The organism is Pontibacillus litoralis JSM 072002 (genome assembly GCF_000775615.1).
In the GTDB taxonomy this organism is placed as follows: domain Bacteria; phylum Bacillota; class Bacilli; order Bacillales; family BH030062; genus Pontibacillus; species Pontibacillus litoralis.
The window spans coordinates 26,018-45,400 of the sequence record NZ_AVPG01000022.1 but is presented as its reverse complement, the minus strand read 5'-3'; the positions used below and the strand labels follow the sequence as shown (position 1 = coordinate 45,400).

18 protein-coding genes and 2 tRNA genes are annotated in these 19,383 nt (G+C 39.4%); 2 read left to right on the top strand and 18 right to left on the bottom strand.

Annotated features, from left to right (window positions below; genetic code table 11):
- Positions 1-88: 88 nt before the first annotated feature.
- From hpt to spoIIE, 5 genes are all read right to left on the bottom strand, one after another.
- Positions 89-640, bottom strand: coding sequence for a hypoxanthine phosphoribosyltransferase (hpt, locus tag N784_RS12630; RefSeq protein WP_036835483.1), 552 nt, complete (start codon positions 638-640; stop codon positions 89-91).
- A 20-nt stretch (positions 641-660) separates the two neighbouring features.
- Positions 661-2,112 (bottom strand): tRNA lysidine(34) synthetase TilS, encoded by a 1,452-nt coding sequence (gene tilS / locus N784_RS12625; RefSeq protein ID WP_052127307.1) that lies wholly within the window; start codon positions 2,110-2,112, stop codon positions 661-663.
- A 3-nt stretch (positions 2,113-2,115) separates the two neighbouring features.
- Positions 2,116-3,108 (bottom strand): serine/threonine protein kinase, encoded by a 993-nt coding sequence (locus tag N784_RS12620; RefSeq protein ID WP_156965254.1) that lies wholly within the window; start codon positions 3,106-3,108, stop codon positions 2,116-2,118.
- On the bottom strand, positions 3,077-3,817 hold the full coding sequence (locus N784_RS12615) for a vWA domain-containing protein (RefSeq protein ID WP_036835480.1): 741 nt from the start codon (positions 3,815-3,817) through the stop codon (positions 3,077-3,079). The genes N784_RS12620 and N784_RS12615 overlap by 32 nt, the downstream gene beginning before the upstream one ends.
- Positions 3,818-3,904: 87 nt before the next feature.
- Positions 3,905-6,355: a stage II sporulation protein E gene (gene spoIIE, locus N784_RS12610; protein ID WP_156965253.1), complete on the bottom strand. Its 2,451-nt coding sequence runs from the start codon at positions 6,353-6,355 to the stop codon at positions 3,905-3,907.
- 320 nt (positions 6,356-6,675) lie between these two features.
- Here spoIIE and N784_RS12605 point away from each other — a divergent pair.
- Positions 6,676-6,752, top strand: a tRNA-Met gene (locus N784_RS12605).
- 23 nt (positions 6,753-6,775) lie between these two features.
- Positions 6,776-6,847, top strand: a tRNA-Glu gene (locus N784_RS12600).
- Positions 6,848-6,943: 96 nt separating this feature from the next.
- Here the strand turns inward: N784_RS12600 and N784_RS12595 are convergent.
- The 13 genes from N784_RS12595 to N784_RS12535 form a co-directional block, all read right to left on the bottom strand.
- Positions 6,944-7,735: an STAS domain-containing protein gene (locus tag N784_RS12595; RefSeq protein WP_052127306.1), complete on the bottom strand. Its 792-nt coding sequence runs from the start codon at positions 7,733-7,735 to the stop codon at positions 6,944-6,946.
- A 181-nt stretch (positions 7,736-7,916) separates the two neighbouring features.
- On the bottom strand, positions 7,917-8,342 hold the full coding sequence (locus N784_RS12590; RefSeq protein WP_036835474.1) for a S1 domain-containing RNA-binding protein: 426 nt from the start codon (positions 8,340-8,342) through the stop codon (positions 7,917-7,919).
- 73 nt (positions 8,343-8,415) lie between these two features.
- Entirely contained in the window at positions 8,416-8,796 is a 381-nt protein-coding gene (locus N784_RS12585) for an FtsB family cell division protein (RefSeq protein ID WP_036835472.1), read from the bottom strand.
- Positions 8,797-8,803: 7 nt separating this feature from the next.
- Positions 8,804-9,403: a spore cortex biosynthesis protein YabQ gene (gene yabQ / locus N784_RS12580; RefSeq protein ID WP_036835470.1), complete on the bottom strand. Its 600-nt coding sequence runs from the start codon at positions 9,401-9,403 to the stop codon at positions 8,804-8,806.
- Positions 9,400-9,699, bottom strand: coding sequence for a sporulation protein YabP (yabP, locus tag N784_RS12575; protein ID WP_036835468.1), 300 nt, complete (start codon positions 9,697-9,699; stop codon positions 9,400-9,402). Before yabP ends, yabQ begins: the two co-directional genes overlap by 4 nt.
- A gap of 100 nt (positions 9,700-9,799) precedes the next feature.
- A complete protein-coding gene (locus N784_RS12570) occupies positions 9,800-10,054 on the bottom strand; it encodes an RNA-binding S4 domain-containing protein (RefSeq protein ID WP_036835465.1) in 255 nt (84 codons plus the stop codon).
- Positions 10,055-10,057: 3 nt separating this feature from the next.
- The gene (gene yabN, locus N784_RS12565) at positions 10,058-11,524 is read right to left on the bottom strand and encodes a bifunctional methyltransferase/pyrophosphohydrolase YabN (RefSeq protein ID WP_036835463.1); all 1,467 of its coding nucleotides are present in this window, start codon (positions 11,522-11,524) and stop codon (positions 10,058-10,060) included.
- Positions 11,525-11,527: 3 nt separating this feature from the next.
- On the bottom strand, positions 11,528-13,105 hold the full coding sequence (locus N784_RS12560) for a putative polysaccharide biosynthesis protein (RefSeq protein WP_036835461.1): 1,578 nt from the start codon (positions 13,103-13,105) through the stop codon (positions 11,528-11,530).
- Between the two features lie 172 nt (positions 13,106-13,277).
- Entirely contained in the window at positions 13,278-13,814 is a 537-nt protein-coding gene (gene spoVT, locus N784_RS12555; protein WP_036835459.1) for a stage V sporulation protein T, read from the bottom strand.
- A gap of 189 nt (positions 13,815-14,003) precedes the next feature.
- Positions 14,004-17,528 carry a transcription-repair coupling factor gene (gene mfd, locus N784_RS12550; RefSeq protein WP_036835458.1) on the bottom strand — a complete coding sequence of 1,175 codons (3,525 nt, stop codon included), beginning with the start codon at positions 17,526-17,528 and terminating at the stop codon, positions 14,004-14,006.
- Positions 17,529-17,601: 73 nt separating this feature from the next.
- Positions 17,602-17,832, bottom strand: coding sequence for an anti-sigma-F factor Fin family protein (locus N784_RS12545; protein ID WP_036835456.1), 231 nt, complete (start codon positions 17,830-17,832; stop codon positions 17,602-17,604).
- A 76-nt stretch (positions 17,833-17,908) separates the two neighbouring features.
- Entirely contained in the window at positions 17,909-18,469 is a 561-nt protein-coding gene (gene pth / locus N784_RS12540) for an aminoacyl-tRNA hydrolase (protein ID WP_036835454.1), read from the bottom strand.
- Between the two features lie 273 nt (positions 18,470-18,742).
- Positions 18,743-19,378, bottom strand: a complete 636-nt coding sequence (locus N784_RS12535; protein WP_036835452.1) for a 50S ribosomal protein L25/general stress protein Ctc — start codon at positions 19,376-19,378, stop codon at positions 18,743-18,745.
- Positions 19,379-19,383 lie beyond the last annotated feature (5 nt).

The following is a 19,383-nucleotide window of genomic DNA, read 5'->3' as shown; positions in this document are numbered from 1 at the left end:
TACCATAGTTAAAAGTTGATATACAACTAATAACCATTAAGGTTTCAAAAATTGTAATTAAATTTAGCACATCCATACATCCGATTCATTATTCGCTTTGATCGCCACCATACACAGAAGGCTTTAAAACCCCAATGTATGGGAGATTACGATACTTTTCTTGATAGTCTAACCCATAACCTACTACAAATTCATCAGGAACTTCAAAGCCTGCTAAATCAGCAGATACAACACCTTTTCGACCAGCTGGTTTATCTAACAGTGTTACAATTTTGATGGATTTTGCTTTACGGTATTTAAACAAGTCCACAAGATAGCTAAGCGTTAAACCACTATCAATAATATCTTCAATAATGATTAAATCTCTTCCCTCTACTTGTGTATCTAAGTCTTTAATAATTTTTACTTCCCCTGTTGATTTCGTAGAACCATGGTAGCTTGACACATCCATAAAATCCATTTCTAAATGTGTATCGATGCGTTTTAATAAATCAGACATAAAAGGCATCGCACCTTTTAGCACGCCGATTACTAACGGAAACTTACCGTCATATTCTTCTGTGAGTTGAGCGGCTAGTTTCTGTATCGTTTCTTGAATTTTCTCCTCCGATATTAGTACCTTCTCCATATCGTTATGCATTGTCCATCCTCCTAGATAAATCATCCTGGTTTATACGTTATGTGCAACCAATTTCCAGGCTTATTTGCTTCTAAACCGGCTTTCTGTATGGAAACAACCCACAACAGCTTCCCATTATGGTCCGTCACAATTGGCCAAGCATCCCGTTTTGGTTTCGGAATCTTGTGATCGATAAACAAATCTTTCACTTTCTTCCGTCCAACCATCCCCCTCAGTGCGATTTTATCTCCAGGCTCCCTCGTACGAACATACAATGGAAATGAGACTTGATTCAAATCACATATAAAGTGGTGATGATTACGCTCTGCTTGCCAAACGCCTATTTCGGCATGAAGACTAGATCCATCCGGTAATAACACCTGTCCAGGCACATCTAACTTGAATTGATAAGCTACACTTTCCTCCTTCTCAAACGTAAATGCCACATGATCATAAGAACGTATTACCAATAATTCATCCGGCAAATCAATTGATAAGTGAGGAGAGCTTGACTTAAGCACATGTTTAAACTGTTCCCAATGTTGATAAGATAAATCATTGGGCAGCTTATCGTAAAGATAATTTAATATTAGATGAAAGGTACGCCTTTGTAAAGATGGAGAAACACTCAGAAACGCTAATCGGTCGAACTCCATATGCCGATACGTTTTCGTAAAAAGAGACGATTGAAAAAGACGATTTGCTTCTTGTTGTAAAAAATCTTCATCTTCCTTTGCATACACGCTAAATTGTTGGATATGTTCATGTATCTTCTCATTTTGCTCTTTTAAAAAAGGAAGAACCTCCATTCGAAATGCGTTTCTCGTATATTGAGAGGATTGATTCGATGGATCTAAACGAGGTTGAATCGCATGCTGAGCACAATACTGTTCAATTTCACGCTTTGTAACACCTAAAAAGGGACGTATTATTTCACCATAACTAAAAGGGCGTTTGACATCCATACCTTTGATTTGTTTTGGTTCTACGCTACGAGTAAGACGCATGAAAACCGTCTCCACTTGATCATCACCATGGTGACCTAATACAAGGAAATCTCCGCCACATTCTTTCATTTGCTCTTCGAAATATGCATACCTCATATGACGTGCAGCAACTTGCGTACCAACTTGGTATTGTTCTTTATATGTAGGTACATCTAACTTCACTGCCTTACATAGAATGCCCCACTCATCACACATCGATGTGACATACTTCACATCATCTGCTGATTCATTCCTTAAGGAGTGATCAACCGTTAAGGCGATAAGACGAAATTGCCACTGCTGTTGAATTGATTTTAAGTAATGGAGAAGAGCCATTGAATCCGGTCCTCCGGAAACCGCAACAAGCATCGTCGCGTGCTCCTTAAATAATTCATGCTTTTCGGCAAACTGATCAACCTTTAAGGTAAACAAACGTTCCACTCCGTTCTTCTCTTTCTCTGTATCATTGTTAATCGTACCATTAATGCTAATCAATCTGCAAAGCATATGCTACAACCATTGTATAACGATATAAATCATGTAAAACAATCCAACCATGACGCCTATACCTATCCCTTCCCACACTTTACTTCCCCGGCGATACGGAGCATTTTTTTGCTGTCGACTCTGCGGCGCTGAACTTGAAAATTTCTTCTTAACTTGAGGAGACCTAGAGAAATTTGTTGTGGACGTAGGGTGTTTCAACGCAACCTGTTGAATATCATGGCGCATTGCACCACTACTATTGTATTTTCCGTATAAGGCATTCTTGAGTATCGCTTGATAAGCAGTTAACTCTTTCACTTGATGTAGCTTGCGAATCAATGTCTTCTCTGGATCTTGACCCTTTTCAAATCGATGAGGATAATACAATTGGATAACAACCATCGCTAGAGCGAACAAGTCATAAGATGGATTTGCTTTCCGAGAACCCATTCCCCAATAACCGCGATCATAGAATTCTGTGTATTCCTTAATCGCCCTTCCTATTTGCGTTGTCCCACCTACATCAATCCACCTTAAGCGAGCGGGTGGGTACGTTACAATTAAATTATCTGTCTTTAAATCTCCAAAGACCCATCCTGTATCATGAAGTTGCTCTAAATCAGTAAGTAATTGCATAACTAATACACCGATCCACTCGTTGCCATGTTGCTTAATAAACGTGATCAACTCTTTTCCTTTCAAATACTCCATCACGTAAAAAGACAACGCTCCACCACCAGGCTGAATCCAATCATCAACATCCACCAAAGAAGGCCCAAGAGTCTTTCCTTGAACCTTCTGGAACGTTTTCAGTACGTTAACCTCTGTTGTAATAGATGAACCGTTACGACTCAATTTAAGCGCATACTGTTTCCCTTGTCGTTCTGCTAAATAAACGGTACCACACGCACCAGAACCGAGCTTTCTTAAAATACGATAAGAACGTTTATACCATTTACCTGTTACAAACGTTCCTAATGATAATTCAATATCCTGACTCTTCCCTAGCTGATTCATCACGAGTAATCAGGCTCCTTACCCTTTTCTTCTTGCTGAAATGATTCATTGCTTCTCTTAACGCTGGTCCAGTAGGTGTGATACCTCCGCTTGTAAGTTTGGGAAATACAGATGCAATAGCATTTAACTCAGGTGTCCAGTCTACTATTTTGTCGATAGCTTTTCGCTTTCCTGGAAATGAGAAAATTGAAAAACGATTTTTGCCCATCCGTGCATTTAAACTGAGCGATAAATCATAAAGAGAATCTTGTACTGTCGGTAATTTACTATGCATGCTAGCACTCGTATCAACTAGCACTAGCACTTGCAAATCACTCGTTTCTCCCAATTCATCCACTACTTCCATTACTTCACCACGTTGGTCTGGCGGTAATTCTTCCATATTCTTTCCTGAACCTAATATAGACTGAAGCTCTTGGTTGACGACTCCTTGTAACGTCTGCGTCATTCCTTGCCGCGTTACCATTTGCACAGTTTGCGACAAAGCCTTTGCATACACTATTTGACTTACCCCACCACCTGAAAGGGAAATTTCCTCTACTTCTTCTAACCCTTCCGGCTGCTCCGTTTGATCATTTTCCAGCACACCTATTACATTGACAGTGATTCCTTGCTGCAACGCTAACGATGCCACCGCTGCAGGATCCTCACCTTGATTCGAACACCCATCTGTAATTAACAATATTTGCTTAATCGTTCCTTTATTCATCTTCCATCCTCCTCCTGATTCTACTACCATCATCACCGCAATGAAGCAGAAATATACTACACAATGGAAGAAAAAGTGAACGACTGATTACGCTTCCCTCCTAACAACTGGGATATTCGCCCATTGCGGAATGTTACGTTCTATTCTCGTCACTACTACCGTCATATCATCTTCAATCGCCCCAGCTCTCGTTCTCACCACTTCTTCTAGAAGCAAGTCAGCAATATCTTGCGGATTATTCGTTTCCATATTTTTTATTTTTCGTCGTAACCATCGATCCACATTTTCTACATGCTTAGGGCCATCAAATATACCGTCACTAACCATGATGAGAATGTCACCAGCTTTCAGTTGTTCACTTACTACATCTACATCAAATTCACGAACAATACCAATTGGTAAGTTACTTGACTCGACTTTTATAAATTGGTCACCACGCTTAATAAAACTCGGAGCAGAACCAATCTTCAAGAAATCTGCTGAGGCATCGTGTAAATCCACGATAGCTAAGTCTAACGTCGAGAACACTTCATCTGTCGTCCGTAACGATAATATAGAATTAATGGATTTAATAGCCACTTTCTCTTCAATACCTGTTTGGAGAATTTGCTGCAATAGATGTAACGTTTCCACACTTTCTACGTGCGCTCGCTCTCCATTTCCCATGCCGTCACTAATAGCCACCGCATATTTACCTGCCCCGAGTTCCATCATGGAGTAACTATCCCCAGACACTAATCCACCGTCTTTAGCAGCATGGGATACCCCCGTTTCCATAACGAATTTTCGTGCAGAACCAAACGAGAAATAACAATATCCATTCGGAAACGGAGAAATCTCTTCTTGCTTTACGACAACCGTTTCATTTAGTATCTCCGACAATACTGGGGCAACAATCTTCGCTCCTTCCCCTTTATAGTCATAGAAAGATAGTGTCATCTCAATATCGATATTCCCCGGTTCTAAGCTGTAGATTTCTAACTGATCCATTTCAAAGCCCATCTGATTCAAGGCTTGGACAATCTCTTCTTCTTGAATATCGTGATTCTCTCTTTCTTTTACGATTTCCTTAGCAAAGTCCTCCATCACTTCGGAAACACCTTGAAGTTGTTCCGCCACAAACCTTCTACTTTCTAACACTTGTTTCTTTAAATGTTTATTCGCCTGGAAGAATGATAACTCATGTTGCATCGCTTCTAATACTTTATCTGGCTTGACGCAATGTCTTTCAAAATCATTTTTCAACTTTCGGTTATGCTGCAGGGAGCCATCCTGTAATCCATCCATCATCTCCTCCATGTAACCATACGTCTTATCAAACTGCTGCGCCCAACACTTTTCTTTCTTAAAACACGTTTGACACGTTTTCTCTGTAACATTACTTAAATAATAATCTCGCTCTTTCACTTCTTCTCGATCATCCTCTTGCCAGTCTACTTGTGAGAAACTATTCGAAAGCGCTTTAAACACATCAGAGAACTGTCCTACCCGATCTGCTGTAACGTTACGGACATTTAATAAATATTGCTCTTGCTGCTGAGTATGTTCATTCGTTCCCGGTATGTACCGAGCAATTTTGCGAATCCACGCCTCAGGTGTTATCCAAAACAAGCCTACTGCTACAGCCGTTTCCAGTAGTGAAGGCGTTACATCCGCATATCCATTGCCATAAATACCAATGAGCATCGTACCAACAAATAAACCGATACCTACCCCAAGCTTCTTACCATCTTTTAGCAACCCTCCTAAAAGTCCAGAGAAGGCGAGCAAACTCATTTGATACAAATTTGCCACATTGGCTAGGCTAAGAATAAGTCCCGTTACAACACCTACAGTTGATCCAATTGCAGCGCCACCTACATAAGAAAGCCACAGCACTAAATAACGGGATAAGATTTGCTCCATAGATAAGTCGGATAATTGCCAGCCAATCGTCCCAGTGAGTACAGATGCTAACAAAATAATCACACATACAATTTCTTCATTTTTTAATGTGGTTTTATATCGTTTGGGTGATAATAAAGGAATGCTTTGCATAAAAATGAGAACAAGGATGGCACTAAGGCTCGCTTCTACCAATGCCATCATCCAATTGTACGGATCGATATTGCCACTAAAGGAATACATAATTGATCTCGTTCCAGCACTTGCCAAAAAGACGAAAAACGGCAAAAACTTCTGTTGATCTCGATATCGCTGAAACAAAAAAGCAAACATAAGGAATATGAGCATAGAAACAAAAACGAAAATACTTTGTTGCCAATGTAACGTAAACGATCCAGCCACAACAGCAAACATCACTTTAAATGACTTCTCCTTCCGAATAAGCCACACAGAAGCGAGAAAAGAAAGGGCAAAAGGTGACACAGTTGATAACACAACAGCTCTTCCTAATAAAAAGCCCACAACAAATAAGAGAAAGCCTCGCTCAATAAAAAGGTACTTCACCTCTTCCCCTATCTTTCGCTTCCATCTCACGAACCAATTCATTCGGTTGCCATTCCATACTTTTGACGTTTCCCCTGTTACTGACTCCATCATCTATACCTCCTCCTTGTGATATTATTGAAACATAAGAGACAAGCTCTTTTTGTCAAAACAGCAGGAGAAAGTATAGAAAACTTTCGACTTCATTCATCGCGCTAAAGGACAATTCGCCAAGAACACCGCATTCTCATACTTGTTCGAGTCAACGAAGAGATCACATTCCTTTTATTACATTCTCGTCACGAGAAAACGTAATAAAATATCAAATAAGTTATTGACACTTTTTTTATCATAGTGTATTATATTCTTTGTGCCTTCGAGATATTAACATTGGATTACAACGTTAATATGTGGAGACTATTTTTAATTATGGCGGCGTAGCTCAGCTGGCGAGAGCGTACGGTTCATACCCGTGAGGTCGTGGGTTCGACTCCCTCCGCCGCTACCATTTTATTTATAAGAAATGACTTAGGCCCGTTGGTCAAGTGGTTAAGACACCGCCCTTTCACGGCGGTAACACGGGTTCGAATCCCGTACGGGTCATTATCCGATTCTTGTCCTAGCACGCAGTTAATTGCGTGCTTTTTTATATGCAATTAAAAAATGCTTCTCGCATCATTACAAGAAGCACTCTCATGCTTATCTAATCTTTTCAATGGATTGGATAGCTTGTTTCACAGTCGCAAAAGCTTTTATAGACGAGAGATTTAATTGTAGTATGGTTGATTTCATAGCAAATTCCGGTGATGCTCCTGCAATCAAAAGTTCAATTCCTAATAAACGTAGCATGTCCTTAAGTCGGAAAATACCCTGAATCATTTCCTCATCATAATGTTTGAGACCTGATAATTCCATAATTAAATAGTCATACTCTCCTTTTGCTACCTTGGAAGTAATATTATCAACCATTTCCGCCATTCGTTCTCCAACCATATTCCCCATAATAGGTAAAACACAGACACCTTCTGCTATGAGTACAATAGGTGTCGATAAAACCGAGACTTCCTCTCTAAACGTTGATAAGTTTTTTTCAGTATGTACTTGTCCCGTTATATCCTTTTGAATACCAACTAAATAACCTTTCCTTTGATGTTCAACATAGACAGGATCAATATGTAATTCGTTCCAAAAAGGCGTTCCATCTTTTTTATAATTTAGTATAACAGTAGATATCGAGGCATTTGCTTGAACAGCTTCTCTTAATTGATTGATTACTTTCTTATCTGTACCTTCACCTTGTAAAAAACGACAATTTAAACCGATAATGTCATCTGCACGATAACCTGTAATCCTTTGAAAGCCTTCATTGACAAATATGATAGGATTATCTTGTTCGTTTGGATCTGTAATAATAACACCGACACGCGTATGATCTATAGCCGCCCCTAACAACGTATTTAATACTGTCTTCTCTATAGCATGATGATCCACCGATTATCCCCCCTTTATTCTTTTTAGTTTCCTTTTTCATAATATCAAACATAAACATTTATACCATAGAGCGAAAGGTCCGTTACCTAAATGGCAACGGACCTTTCATCTCATATACATTCATCCCTATTGTAAACTAAAACAGCAGTCATTTCCTTATGATCAGGTCATAGACAGCAAGTTAGCCTCTTTTAGCACCTCGTCCTCCACGTTTTGACTCTGTATGCTTCTTCAATGAAGCCATACGCTCCTCACTATCCTTTAAGAAACGATTCATCTTCGCCTCAAAAGTTTCGGGCTTTTCACGACGGTCTCGGTTACCTTTACCGCCACCGCCACCGCCTTGTGGGCGACGTGGTTTATTATTATAGTTCTCCTGCGCTTTCTTGATGGAAAGTCCAATCTTCCCATCCTTTTCAACATTAATGACTTTGACCTGTACTTGGTCTCCTTCTTTAAGATGGTCATTAATGTCTTTAACATAACTATCAGCAACCTCACTAATGTGAACTAAACCTGTAGAACCATTCGGAAGCTCTACAAACGCTCCAAAATTAGTGATCCCCGTTACCTTGCCCTGCAACTTGCTGCCTACTTCGATTGACATAAAAAAAATGCTCCTCCTTAAGAATTTCAAAAAGTATCTTCTAACATATTATATATAAGCTTCAAAAAGAGTGTCAATATGACGGAGTATCTTCTGGCAATTTAAATATAATTTCGCCTTCTTTTGAGAAGAAATAGTTCTTTCTCGCAATTTGAAGCACATACTCATCGTCTTTCAACAATTTGATCTCATCCCTGAGGTCTTCTTCTTGTTGCTCTAATTGTTCCATTTCCTTTTGTAATTCTTCGTATTTTTTTTGTTTCTCTGCGTACAAATTCCTTTGATTAATATGATAAGCTAATAAGCCGCCAAATAAAAGGAAAGCTACGATGGTAAATAAAACAAGCCGACGAACTAGGCGTTTTTTCTTTCTTTGTTGCCTTTCTACATAGGCATCGTATTGTTTCATATAACCAGAATCAATTTTAGTGACTCGTTTACGACTACCTTTCACAGATTGGCTACCTCCCCTTCTGTCGGATTTTATTCCACCATTGTAATAGTATATTCTTTATTTTACTATAAAACCCTCGTAAAGGGGATAGATAATTTTTCAAAAATTTCGGTGTTATTTGCCACATCAGTCTTCCCATTAGTTGAATGGGATACCATACTACTTTACCTATCAACAATAATAGCCAAACTAAAGTCGCAAAGCACACCTCTACCATCTTCAACAGTAGCACACCTAGCCCTTTGATAGGATAAAAAATGAAGATAGTATACAGACGATGAACAGCGCGCAGCATTACAAGCGCAGCAGCTATCCCCCATTCTAACACATGGTGATAAATTGGCTTAAATAACGCTTGATACATCGTAAAACCACATAAAATCAGTAAAAAAATATAAACACGCAGTTCTCCGTGATTGGATATAAATAAAAAATAAAATATGACTAGCCCTTGCAATAGCCAATACAAAATTTCAATAAAAAAGGAAGCTACTACTAGCTTGTTCCAATACCTTTCTAATCTACGGAAAGTATCATGGGCCATCCCTAAATAAATGCCGCTTCCTAACATCATAAACATCGTGAAAAACTGCGTATCTAAATTCATTTAAACATTTTGCTAAAGAATCCTTTAGCTTTCTCCCCATGTTGATCATCTAAGTAGGAAAGTTCATCCACTTTCCCTTTTATCGACACAATCCCTTGATCAACATCAAGATTTTTCATTTGCAAGTTTTGACCACGTACAACAAGAAATCCCATTGATGTTTGCAGGAGAAACTCTTCTGCGTCAAAACTATCTACTTCTTTCACACCAGTGATCTCTAATTGACGACGATTATTCATCTTCACGTGATGTTCAGCCTGCCCACGCACCGCACTATCCTTCTCATAATATTCCATCGAACAACCCCCTTATCGCTACCAATGTATGATAAAAAGGTGCAAGTTAGAACTTATTTAAGAGGAGGGACACTACAACGGTTGTAGACCACTGTGTTCATTACAACTCTTCCTCTTTCACAACTTTGTATAACGTATTCGCTTCCTCTTTCTTAACATTTTCGCGTAATGATATAATCTCAATCGTGAGTTGCTTTTGACCGAAACGAATGGAAAGCGTATCACCTACTTCCACATCGGATGATGCTTTGGCTTGTTTGCCATTAAGCTGAATACGACCTTGGGAGGCTACTTCTTTAGCCAATGTTCGTCGTTTAATTAACCTAGAAGTCTTCAAGAATTTATCCATCCTCATAACTTACGAATCACTTCTTTCTTTTTGTTTTGCTTGTTCCCAATAATGATCTAATTCATCTAGAGACAAATTCTTCATAGTGAAGCCTGCTTGCTGAATTTCCTTCTCCATCTCTCTAAAACGTCGTTCAAATTTATGATTAGTGCGTTGTAAAGCTAATTCTGGGTTAATTTTATAGTAGCGAGCAATATTCACAAGAGCAAATAAAATGTCTCCAAGTTCCCCTTCTTGTTCATCATGTGACAACGTTTGGACACTTTCATGGAATTCGTATATTTCTTCTTGTACTTTATCCCATATCGGCTTTGGATCATCCCAATCAAAGCCAACTTTTCTCGCTTTCTTCTGTAATTGCTCAGCCTTCAGTAAACCCGATAACACCTCCGCGACACCATCGATTGCTGAAGGACGTTCAGAACCTTTTTCTATTTGTTTAATGGCTTCCCAAGTTCCTACCACTTCTTCTGAGGTGTGCATCTTTTCATCGCCAAACACATGTGGGTGACGACGAATCATCTTATCTGTGATCGATGCGATTACATCATCAATAGTGAAAAATCCTTCATCAGCCCCAATTTGACTGTGTAACATGACTTGCAATAAAACATCACCGAGCTCTTCTATCATGCCTTCATCATCTTGATCATGAATCGCTTGAATAAGCTCATAGGCTTCTTCTAACAAGTAAGGACGCAACGATTCATGTGTCTGCTCTTTATCCCACGGGCAACCATTAGGTCCTCTTAATGTAGCAATCACTTCATAAAGGCGGCGAAATTGGTGCTGCAACAGTTCCGATGGAGCCGGCGGAACGTACACACTCGTTAAATTGTTAACCATCACTTCACGATCTAGCTCATATAAAGGAACTTGTTGAATGTTCTCTTGCTCACTCCCTGCTGCCGTCACGATATACACAGGATAATCATAAGGTAAATCTTCCATCAGCTCTATTTTTACAGTTGAAGCAATCATTTCATCATACACTTGACAGAAAATGGTGTGTTGTCCGTAATGGATATCCCTTCTTGCAAATGACGTTGCATCTAAAAACTGAAACCCTTCTATGGGATCTATATGTAAGGCGGTAAACAAAGCGTCTAAATAGCTGTGGCCTCCTTGCATGTTCACTTTTACATCGCCACGTTTCTGAGCTTGTAACAATAACTGCACCGTCCGTTCCGCTAACATCGGATGTCCTGGGACAGCATACATCACCTCATTATGATTCGCTTTTTCTAATAACGTACTTACAATCGAGTCGTACACCTCTTCAAATTGGTCGTACGATTCATATATATGGTCGAAGCCTGTAAAACATACACCCTCTTCCTGTAACGCTTTCACAACTGGATGGTCCATCGTCCGCACATATACTTCCCCTTTATATGCAATCAGTGTACGATACAACCCTACAGACAATTGTTCTAAATCACCAGCACCTAACCCTATTACTGTAATTTGCTTCATTTGCTATCTCCTTTTTGCCATTAACATTAATTTCTCACCTAGCGGAACGCCTTCTAAGTCCTTCTCCGCGAAAATGCCCGTTCGCAACAACATAAGAAGAAACACACCCATACCAAGCACGACATTAACCAACGTATAACCGACGTAATCAAGGCGAGATTGAACGGTAAACAACTGCTCATATCCCCATTCACCTACCACAACGGCGATACCCATTGCACATAATGATGCTATTAGTTGTTTCCACGGAACAGTTGTTAAAACGTTTACACCTATCTCTTTATACAATGCGATACTATTACCGATACACACAGCCAGAATAGCTAGAACAGACGCTACTGCTCCGCCGTAAATGCCGTACACAGAAACAAGCCAACTGTTAAGCGCTATTTTCAACACAAAGCCGATAACAACCATGATGGCTGGAGTTTTCACCTTGCCAATCCCTTGTAAAAGCGATGAAGACGTTAAAGCTACTGAGCCAAATAGAATAACTAACGCCAACAACTGTAACGCCATTGTTCCGTCTTGCGAATCGAAAAACAGCTTATTCACGCTAGGAAGCACAATGATTAATCCTATGGTGGCTGCAGACGCAAAAATAAAACTAAAACGCATGGCACGATACGCATCATTATATACTTCCTGCTCCTTGTTCTCTAGCCGTTGTTTCGTAATAGAAGGCACTAAAGATAAGGCTAAAGAACTACCAATAACCGTACCCAATTGAATAAGCGGATATCCCCGGTCAAAGATTCCTTTCCATTTTTGTGCTTCCACGAACTCCATACCTAAACGCTCTAAGCTAGCAACCATTGTTAAAGCATCTCCGAGTTGAATAAATAACAACATCATATAATTGATACAAATAAACAAACCTACTACAATGACTATTTTCGCCGTATAGACGAAAGATACCTGCTTATCTGCATGACTTATACGAGCGGGAATACGTACCCATGCCACATAGCTAAGATACACCGTCGCAACTATCGCACCGATGACAGAACCAACCGCAGCACCCGCTCCTACATGATATAAACTGTACCCACTCCGAACGAAATACACCGTGCCAACTATAATAATCAACACACGAACGAACTGCTCTAGCATTTGCGAATAAGCTGTTGGACCCATATCATTCAACCCTTGGAATACCCCTCGTAACAAAGAAGTAAACGGCAAAAACAGAAAGACAGAAGCAGCCACTCGAAGAGGCATAACAAGGTTGTCATCCCCCATCACATGAGCTATGAACGGTGCACCGATATAACACACCGCAAAGAAAAGGACACTTATGCTTAATAACAGAAAAAAAACCGGCATAAAAAAGCCACGTATCGATAAAGACCGCCGCTGGGCAACTAATGTTGAAATCGCAACCGGAAAGCCGTATATCGATATAACCCAAGCCATCCCGAGAAAAGGATACACTTGTTGATATATGTAAAAGCCAACATCCCCAGCGATATTTTGTAAAGGAATCCGGTACCCTGCACTCAGTATCTTGCTTATAAGACCAGCTAGCGTTAACAGCAAAGCACCTTTGAAGAAGTTTTTTTGTGAAGCATTATGTTCCATTCGTTAATCCTTTCCCTAAATTGATCTTGCCCAATTATAGCATAATGTGAAGGTGGAGGTTCGCTAAGGCTACAATAATAAAAAGGAGCCTTTTGTACTGGCTCCTTTACGGTTATAAAGACATATAGAATACGATACATCGGATCACCTAATAGAAGAATACCAACCAGCGTTACTCCATCTGTTTCGCTAAAAAAGCCGTTGCTGTCTCTACTGCTTTAAGTTCTACATCATTTAATGGCTTCCCATCGTGCTCCATAATCATGACGCAACCAATAGGATCACCATTTGCAATAATCGGCCCAATAACATAGGAAACGCTACTTTCTTCTTGTCCACTCACAATCTCTGCATTCGTTTGTTGATCTACCTTGCGCACCGTTCGATTTTGAATAGCTTGTTCCACGACACTACCTACACTTTTATTAAGGTAGTCCTTCTTAGAACCCCCTGACGCAGCAACAAATTCGTCACGGTCACATATAAGAATAGTATGACCAAGCGAATCAAATAAGGCATCCGCATATTCTTTAGCGAAATCACCTAATTCACTAATTGGTGAGTATTTCTTCAGAATCACTTCACCATCACGATCCACAAAAATCTCCAAAGGATCCCCTTCCCTAATTCGTAACGTTCTACGAATTTCCTTTGGAATGACCACTCTACCTAAATCATCAATACGACGTACTATACCTGTTGCTTTCATTCTACGAAGCCTCTCTTTCCTATGATGACTAGCATATGATGTAAATGGATACCTTCCGATAAAGTAGGAATCACCATCCAATAGGTATAGTATTTTTCACAGAGAAAGAACTATTCATTAAAAATGCAAATAAATAGAAAAACATTTAAACAAGCACTTAACTATCTCATCAAAAGGGGAAAATAACTATTATTCGTTGCTTAATTGCTCCATGTCTTTAAAAAATGCATGTATTACTTCATAACGATTAGCCTTATTGCTTGAATTTATTTGAAATGTGATTTTTAGTTTCCTATCATCTGTACCTAACTGTATGGTCCTTCCGTATTGATTCGCAATCGTAAATAGCTTAGAACCATCTATCTTTTGACTAGCTTCTTCCTCCATTACCATCTGAATTTTGTTATTTTTCTCAGTAATGGTTTCAATGCGATGGTTCGCTGCATTACATTTCAATGCGGACACTTGGAGTAGGTTATCAATTTCTTGCGGATACTTACCAAATCGATCTTGTATTTCTTCCTGTAATTCTTCTATATCTTGAATGGACGCAATAGCATGGAATCGTTTATACATATCGATTTTCTGTTTTTCATCTGAGATATAAAAATCAGGAATATATGCATCTAATTTAATTTGGATTTCTGGTTCAAATGGCTTTAATTGCTCCGTTGTTTTCCCTTCTTGTTTTGCTTCAATTGCATCTTTCAACATTTGGGAATACATATCAAATCCCACAGAGTCGATAAAACCATGCTGCTGAGCTCCTAGTAAATTACCTGCTCCTCGTATCGACAAATCACGCATAGCGATTTTAAAGCCTGAACCTAATTCTGTAAATTCTTTAATTGCTTCTAAACGTTTTTCCGCAACTTCTGTTAACACCTTATCTTTTTTGTAAGTAAAATAAGCATACGCCACTCGATTGGACCTACCGACACGACCTCGAATTTGATACAACTGACTTAAGCCCATACGATCTGCATCATATACGATCAGTGTGTTCACATTCGGGATATCAACACCTGTTTCAATAATCGTTGTCGATACCAATACGTCAGATTCCCCTTCTAAGAAACTGAACATAACATCCTCTAACTCCGATTCATTCATTTGTCCGTGAGCAAATGAAACCCGTGCATCTTCTACAAGAGCCGATATCTCCCCTGCTACTCGTTCAATATTCTCAACTCGGTTATAGAGGAAAAATACTTGACCACCTCTAGCCATTTCCCGCTCAATCGCTTCCCGCATAAATGCTGGGTTATACTCAAGCACATACGTTTGGATCGGGAAGCGATTCTCTGGAGGCGTTTCTATGACCGACAAATCACGAACTCCAAGCATCGACATGTGTAGCGTTCGAGGTATTGGGGTTGCGGTTAACGTGAGAACGTCCACATTGGTCTTCATTTGCTTAATTTTTTCTTTATGTTTTACACCAAATCGTTGCTCTTCATCGACAATTAAAAGCCCTAATTTAGGTATTTGAATGTCCTTTGAAAGAATTCGATGTGTGCCAATGACAATATCTACTGTACCGTGCTTTAATCCATCTGTCGTTTCTTTCTGCTGTTTTCGTGTACGGAATCGACTTAACAAACCAATATTCACAGGGAAATCCTGAAACCTTTCCCGTATCGTTTCATAATGTTGCTGGGCTAATATCGTTGTTGGCACCAAAAAGGCTACTTGTTTACCATCCATAATCGCTTTAAAAGCTGCACGTATTGCTACTTCTGTTTTCCCATAGCCAACGTCGCCACATAATAGGCGGTCCATCGGGCGTACTCGTTCCATATCTTCTTTAATTTCTTCAATACAACGAATTTGATCCTCTGTTTCTTGATATGGAAAGGCCGCTTCAAACCCTCTTTGCATTTCCGTATCTTCTCCGAACGCATGACCGACTGAGGCTTCCCGTTCAGCATATAATTGAATTAAATCATCAGCAATATCTTCTACAGATGATTGTACTTTACGCTTGACCTTCTTCCATTCACTTCCGCCCAATTTGTAAACTTTAGGCTCTTTACCTTCTGAACCGACATACTTCTGCACTAAATCAATTTGATCAATAGGAACGTATAGTTTATCGTCTCCTGAATATTGAACCAACAAATAATCTTTATGAAGCCCATTTAAATCTAATGTTTCGATTCCTAAATACTTACCAATACCATGATTATAGTGAACGACATAATCGCCCACCTTCAGCTCTTGATAGCTCTTTATACGTTCAGCATTTGAAATCTTCTTCTTTCGCTTAGGTCGACTAGTGCGCTTTTTGAACAATTCATTTTCTGTAATAACAGCGACATGGTGCATCGGTAATTCGAAGCCTGAGTGCACGTAATCAACTACGATCGTTGGCGTCGATATTGGTAATGTCAACGGCTGCTCAGAAAGAACAGCTTCTATGTCGTAATCCTCTAACACGGACTGAACTTTTTCCGCACGTTCCTTCGTAGGTGCTGTAATAATAACGGAGTAGTTCCCTTTTTGCCAACGCTGCATTTCGTTTTGCAACAAGTTCATTTGTCCGTGAAATTGTTGCATCGTACGACAAGAGAAGTTCACGATATTCTCTGGTTGCGTATTCGTTATGTGACGTAGAAAAACAGACATATACAAACGCGGGTGCGTAATGGAATGCCATATATCCTTCCAACTATACGAAATCGATAAATCTCTTATCATTTGCCCTGCTTCTAACAGATTACTATACCATTCTGCTTCTTCTTCATCTAATCTGCTAGCTGTTTCATGAATACGGCTCATTTCATCCATAACGATTAAACCGTCTTCAGGTAAGTAATCTAGCAAGCTAGCAGGTTGTTCATAAAACAGCGAAGCATACTTATACATTTCTTGAAATCGTTCGTGGTGCATAATACGTTCTATATCCCGCTCCGTTACTTCCGCTAACATCTCTTTCCGTTCTGTAGATGTTAATTTTTGCATTGTGATTTGATACATGCTTTCTAACTTTTGACCAGCCCTTGTTAAGTCTTCTTCCGTCAATAACAGTTCACTAGCAGGCTCAATCGTTATGTTGTTCACTTTCTCTAAAGAACGTTGACTATCAGAGTCGAAATAGCGAATCGATTGTACCTCATCATCAAACAATTCAATTCGAATTGGATTTGACTGTGTAAGAGGATAAACATCCAATATGCCGCCACGCAAACTAAATTGTCCAGGGGAGGCTACTAAGTCCGTTCGTTCATATCCAACATCAACAAACCCTTTTATGTACTGATCGAGGTCAATAGCTTTATCTATTTCAAAAGGGAACTGATACTTTTGCCAATAAGAAGGCGGTGGCAAAATACGCTTCAACGCCGCTACAGGAGCTACTAATATCCCTTTCTTCTTGCGCACCCATTGATTTAACGCATCAATACGCTCGCTCCTTAGTTCTGGGCTCGCAACAGCAACCTCAGAAGCAATCAACTCATTAACTGGGTATAGATGGACGTTTGCTGCATCTGCTAACCCAATTAAATTTTCATATAGTTGTTGTGCCTGTGTAAGCTGATGAGTCACAAGTAAAATCGGTTTATTTAAAGACTCCTCCAATACAGAAACTAACAAACTTCTAGCTGAACCAGACAAACCAGCTGCAAATTGTTCTTTCATACCGGAGGAAAAACCGGAAATAATCGAATGAACATCATCTTGTTTTTTTAAATAATCTTTTAATCCTTGCAATTTGTTCCCTCCTGATTACCCTATCCTTCATACAAAAATGCTTTGGGTCTTTCACCAAAGCATCTCTTACATTTTATTGTAAAAACGATTCTAATTCATGATAATGAGGATGTAATTCAATAGCTTCTTGGCAATGTTCACAAATCGTATTTACCTGCATATCGCCATTCTCATGTAACTGAATCATCTCCAACCGCTCCTGCTCTGATAAATGTTGTAATCCTAAATCATTGGCATTAACTTGTTCATGAGCAAGTGCGGCTAGACGTTGCTTACAATGCCTGCACTGATACACAATAGCCATAATGTGCACCTCCCTAAATAGCACTATTATGTCTATTGTGTCCGGCACCACATATCCTTATACTACGCTTTAATGCTTACTGATTGTAATCATTCATTACTTCTAGAAACGGCTTCTCCATCCATGCCTCACAAGCGTTTGCTGCTGTCTGTACACTCGCTTCAATGGTTGTCATTTCATCCTTTTGGAATGAACCAAGCACATAATCGGCTATCGGCATAGGTACAGATGGTCTACCAACTCCAAATCGCAAACGAGGAAACCCTTTCGTTCCTAAGTGATCAATGGTAGAACGAATGCCATTATGTCCTCCGTGTCCACCTTTCGTCCGTAAGCGAATTTTACCTACTGGCAAATCTAAATCATCGTAAATAATCACGACATCTTCCACATCTATATCATAATATTCCATCAAAGGACGAATAGCTTCCCCTGATAAATTCATATACGTTAAAGGCTTCATTAATAACACTTTTTCTGAGCCAATGCGTTCCACTGTATATTGCGCTTTGAATTTCTCTTTATCTAACTTCCAATGATGGCGCTCTAATAATTCATCTATGACCATAAAACCAATATTATGACGCGTATTCTCATACTTTGGTCCTGGATTACCTAACCCTATAATACATTTCATCACTATTCCCTCTTTCTAACTACGTTCCATTTCTATATGTTTTCTCTTATCTATTGTATCGAATACTGCACCATAAAGAAAAGATTCTATTCTCTAATATACAACACATCCTCACAAATCCCCTGCTTATGTATAAAACAAGCGAAGCGCATCACGTCTGTTATGATTTAAGAATATGTTCATTTGTATGCTTGTAGTCCTTTTCATGATAAAACCCATAAAAAAGACGTAACCAAAACCGGTTACGCCTCTATATTTTCTAAATGATTGCTTTTATGGATGTTTTTCGCCTTTTTGGTTAATAACCTCCGGCTCTACATCTCCATCCTGCGTTTCTCCAGATTCCACCACCGCTTCTGTTTGTGGTGGAAGAATGGTAACAATAGCAGCTGACTCGTCTTCCATGATTTCGTAATGACGACCATCTTTCAAATCAGAAACAAGTAAGCTGTCGTTCACTTCTAACGGAGAGACATCTATTGTAATCATTTCCGGTATTTCATTTGGCTTTGCTCGAACAGCCAATTCATGTAACGGCTGAGAAAGAATGCCGCCATCTTTCACCCCTTGCGCTTCACCTTCTAAATGAATAGGTACTTGTACATCTACTTCTGATGACAAATCGATTCGATAAAAATCGGCATGTACCATTGTGTTACGTATCGGCTCCATTTGATGTTCTTGAAGCATAACATTGACCGGTGATTGACCTTCTAAATCTAAAGAAATAATGACATTACGCCCTTCATCGCGTAGTGTCTTTAATAGCTCTACGCTATCGACAGAAATGGGAATCGGTTCTTTACTTTGACCATATACAATTGCTGGTACCCGTCCTTCACTGCGAAGTAATTTTGCCACAGTGCGTTTGTTTACGTTTCTAGGTTTAGCTTTCAATGTAATTGCCAAGTTCA

Coding starts and splice junctions, on each gene's coding strand:
- N784_RS12590 (WP_036835474.1), bottom strand. CDS start 8,342: ATGTCAATCGAAGTAGGCAGCAAGTTGCAGGGCAAGGTAACGGGGATC.
- N784_RS12560 (WP_036835461.1), bottom strand. CDS start 13,105: ATGGAACATAATGCTTCACAAAAAAACTTCTTCAAAGGTGCTTTGCTG.
- pth (WP_036835454.1), bottom strand. CDS start 18,469: ATGAAATGTATTATAGGGTTAGGTAATCCAGGACCAAAGTATGAGAAT.
- spoIIE (WP_156965253.1), bottom strand. CDS start 6,355: ATGGAGTCAGTAACAGGGGAAACGTCAAAAGTATGGAATGGCAACCGA.
- N784_RS12545 (WP_036835456.1), bottom strand. CDS start 17,832: ATGGCTATTGTGTATCAGTGCAGGCATTGTAAGCAACGTCTAGCCGCA.
- yabP (WP_036835468.1), bottom strand. CDS start 9,699: ATGGAATATTATGAGAAGGATAGTGCGGTGCGTGGGCAGGCTGAACAT.
- hpt (WP_036835483.1), bottom strand. CDS start 640: ATGCATAACGATATGGAGAAGGTACTAATATCGGAGGAGAAAATTCAA.
- N784_RS12615 (WP_036835480.1), bottom strand. CDS start 3,817: ATGAATAAAGGAACGATTAAGCAAATATTGTTAATTACAGATGGGTGT.
- spoVT (WP_036835459.1), bottom strand. CDS start 13,814: ATGAAAGCAACAGGTATAGTACGTCGTATTGATGATTTAGGTAGAGTG.
- yabN (WP_036835463.1), bottom strand. CDS start 11,524: ATGAAGCAAATTACAGTAATAGGGTTAGGTGCTGGTGATTTAGAACAA.
- yabQ (WP_036835470.1), bottom strand. CDS start 9,403: ATGAATTTAGATACGCAGTTTTTCACGATGTTTATGATGTTAGGAAGC.
- N784_RS12570 (WP_036835465.1), bottom strand. CDS start 10,054: ATGAGGATGGATAAATTCTTGAAGACTTCTAGGTTAATTAAACGACGA.
- tilS (WP_052127307.1), bottom strand. CDS start 2,112: ATGCTTTGCAGATTGATTAGCATTAATGGTACGATTAACAATGATACA.
- N784_RS12620 (WP_156965254.1), bottom strand. CDS start 3,108: ATGAATCAGCTAGGGAAGAGTCAGGATATTGAATTATCATTAGGAACG.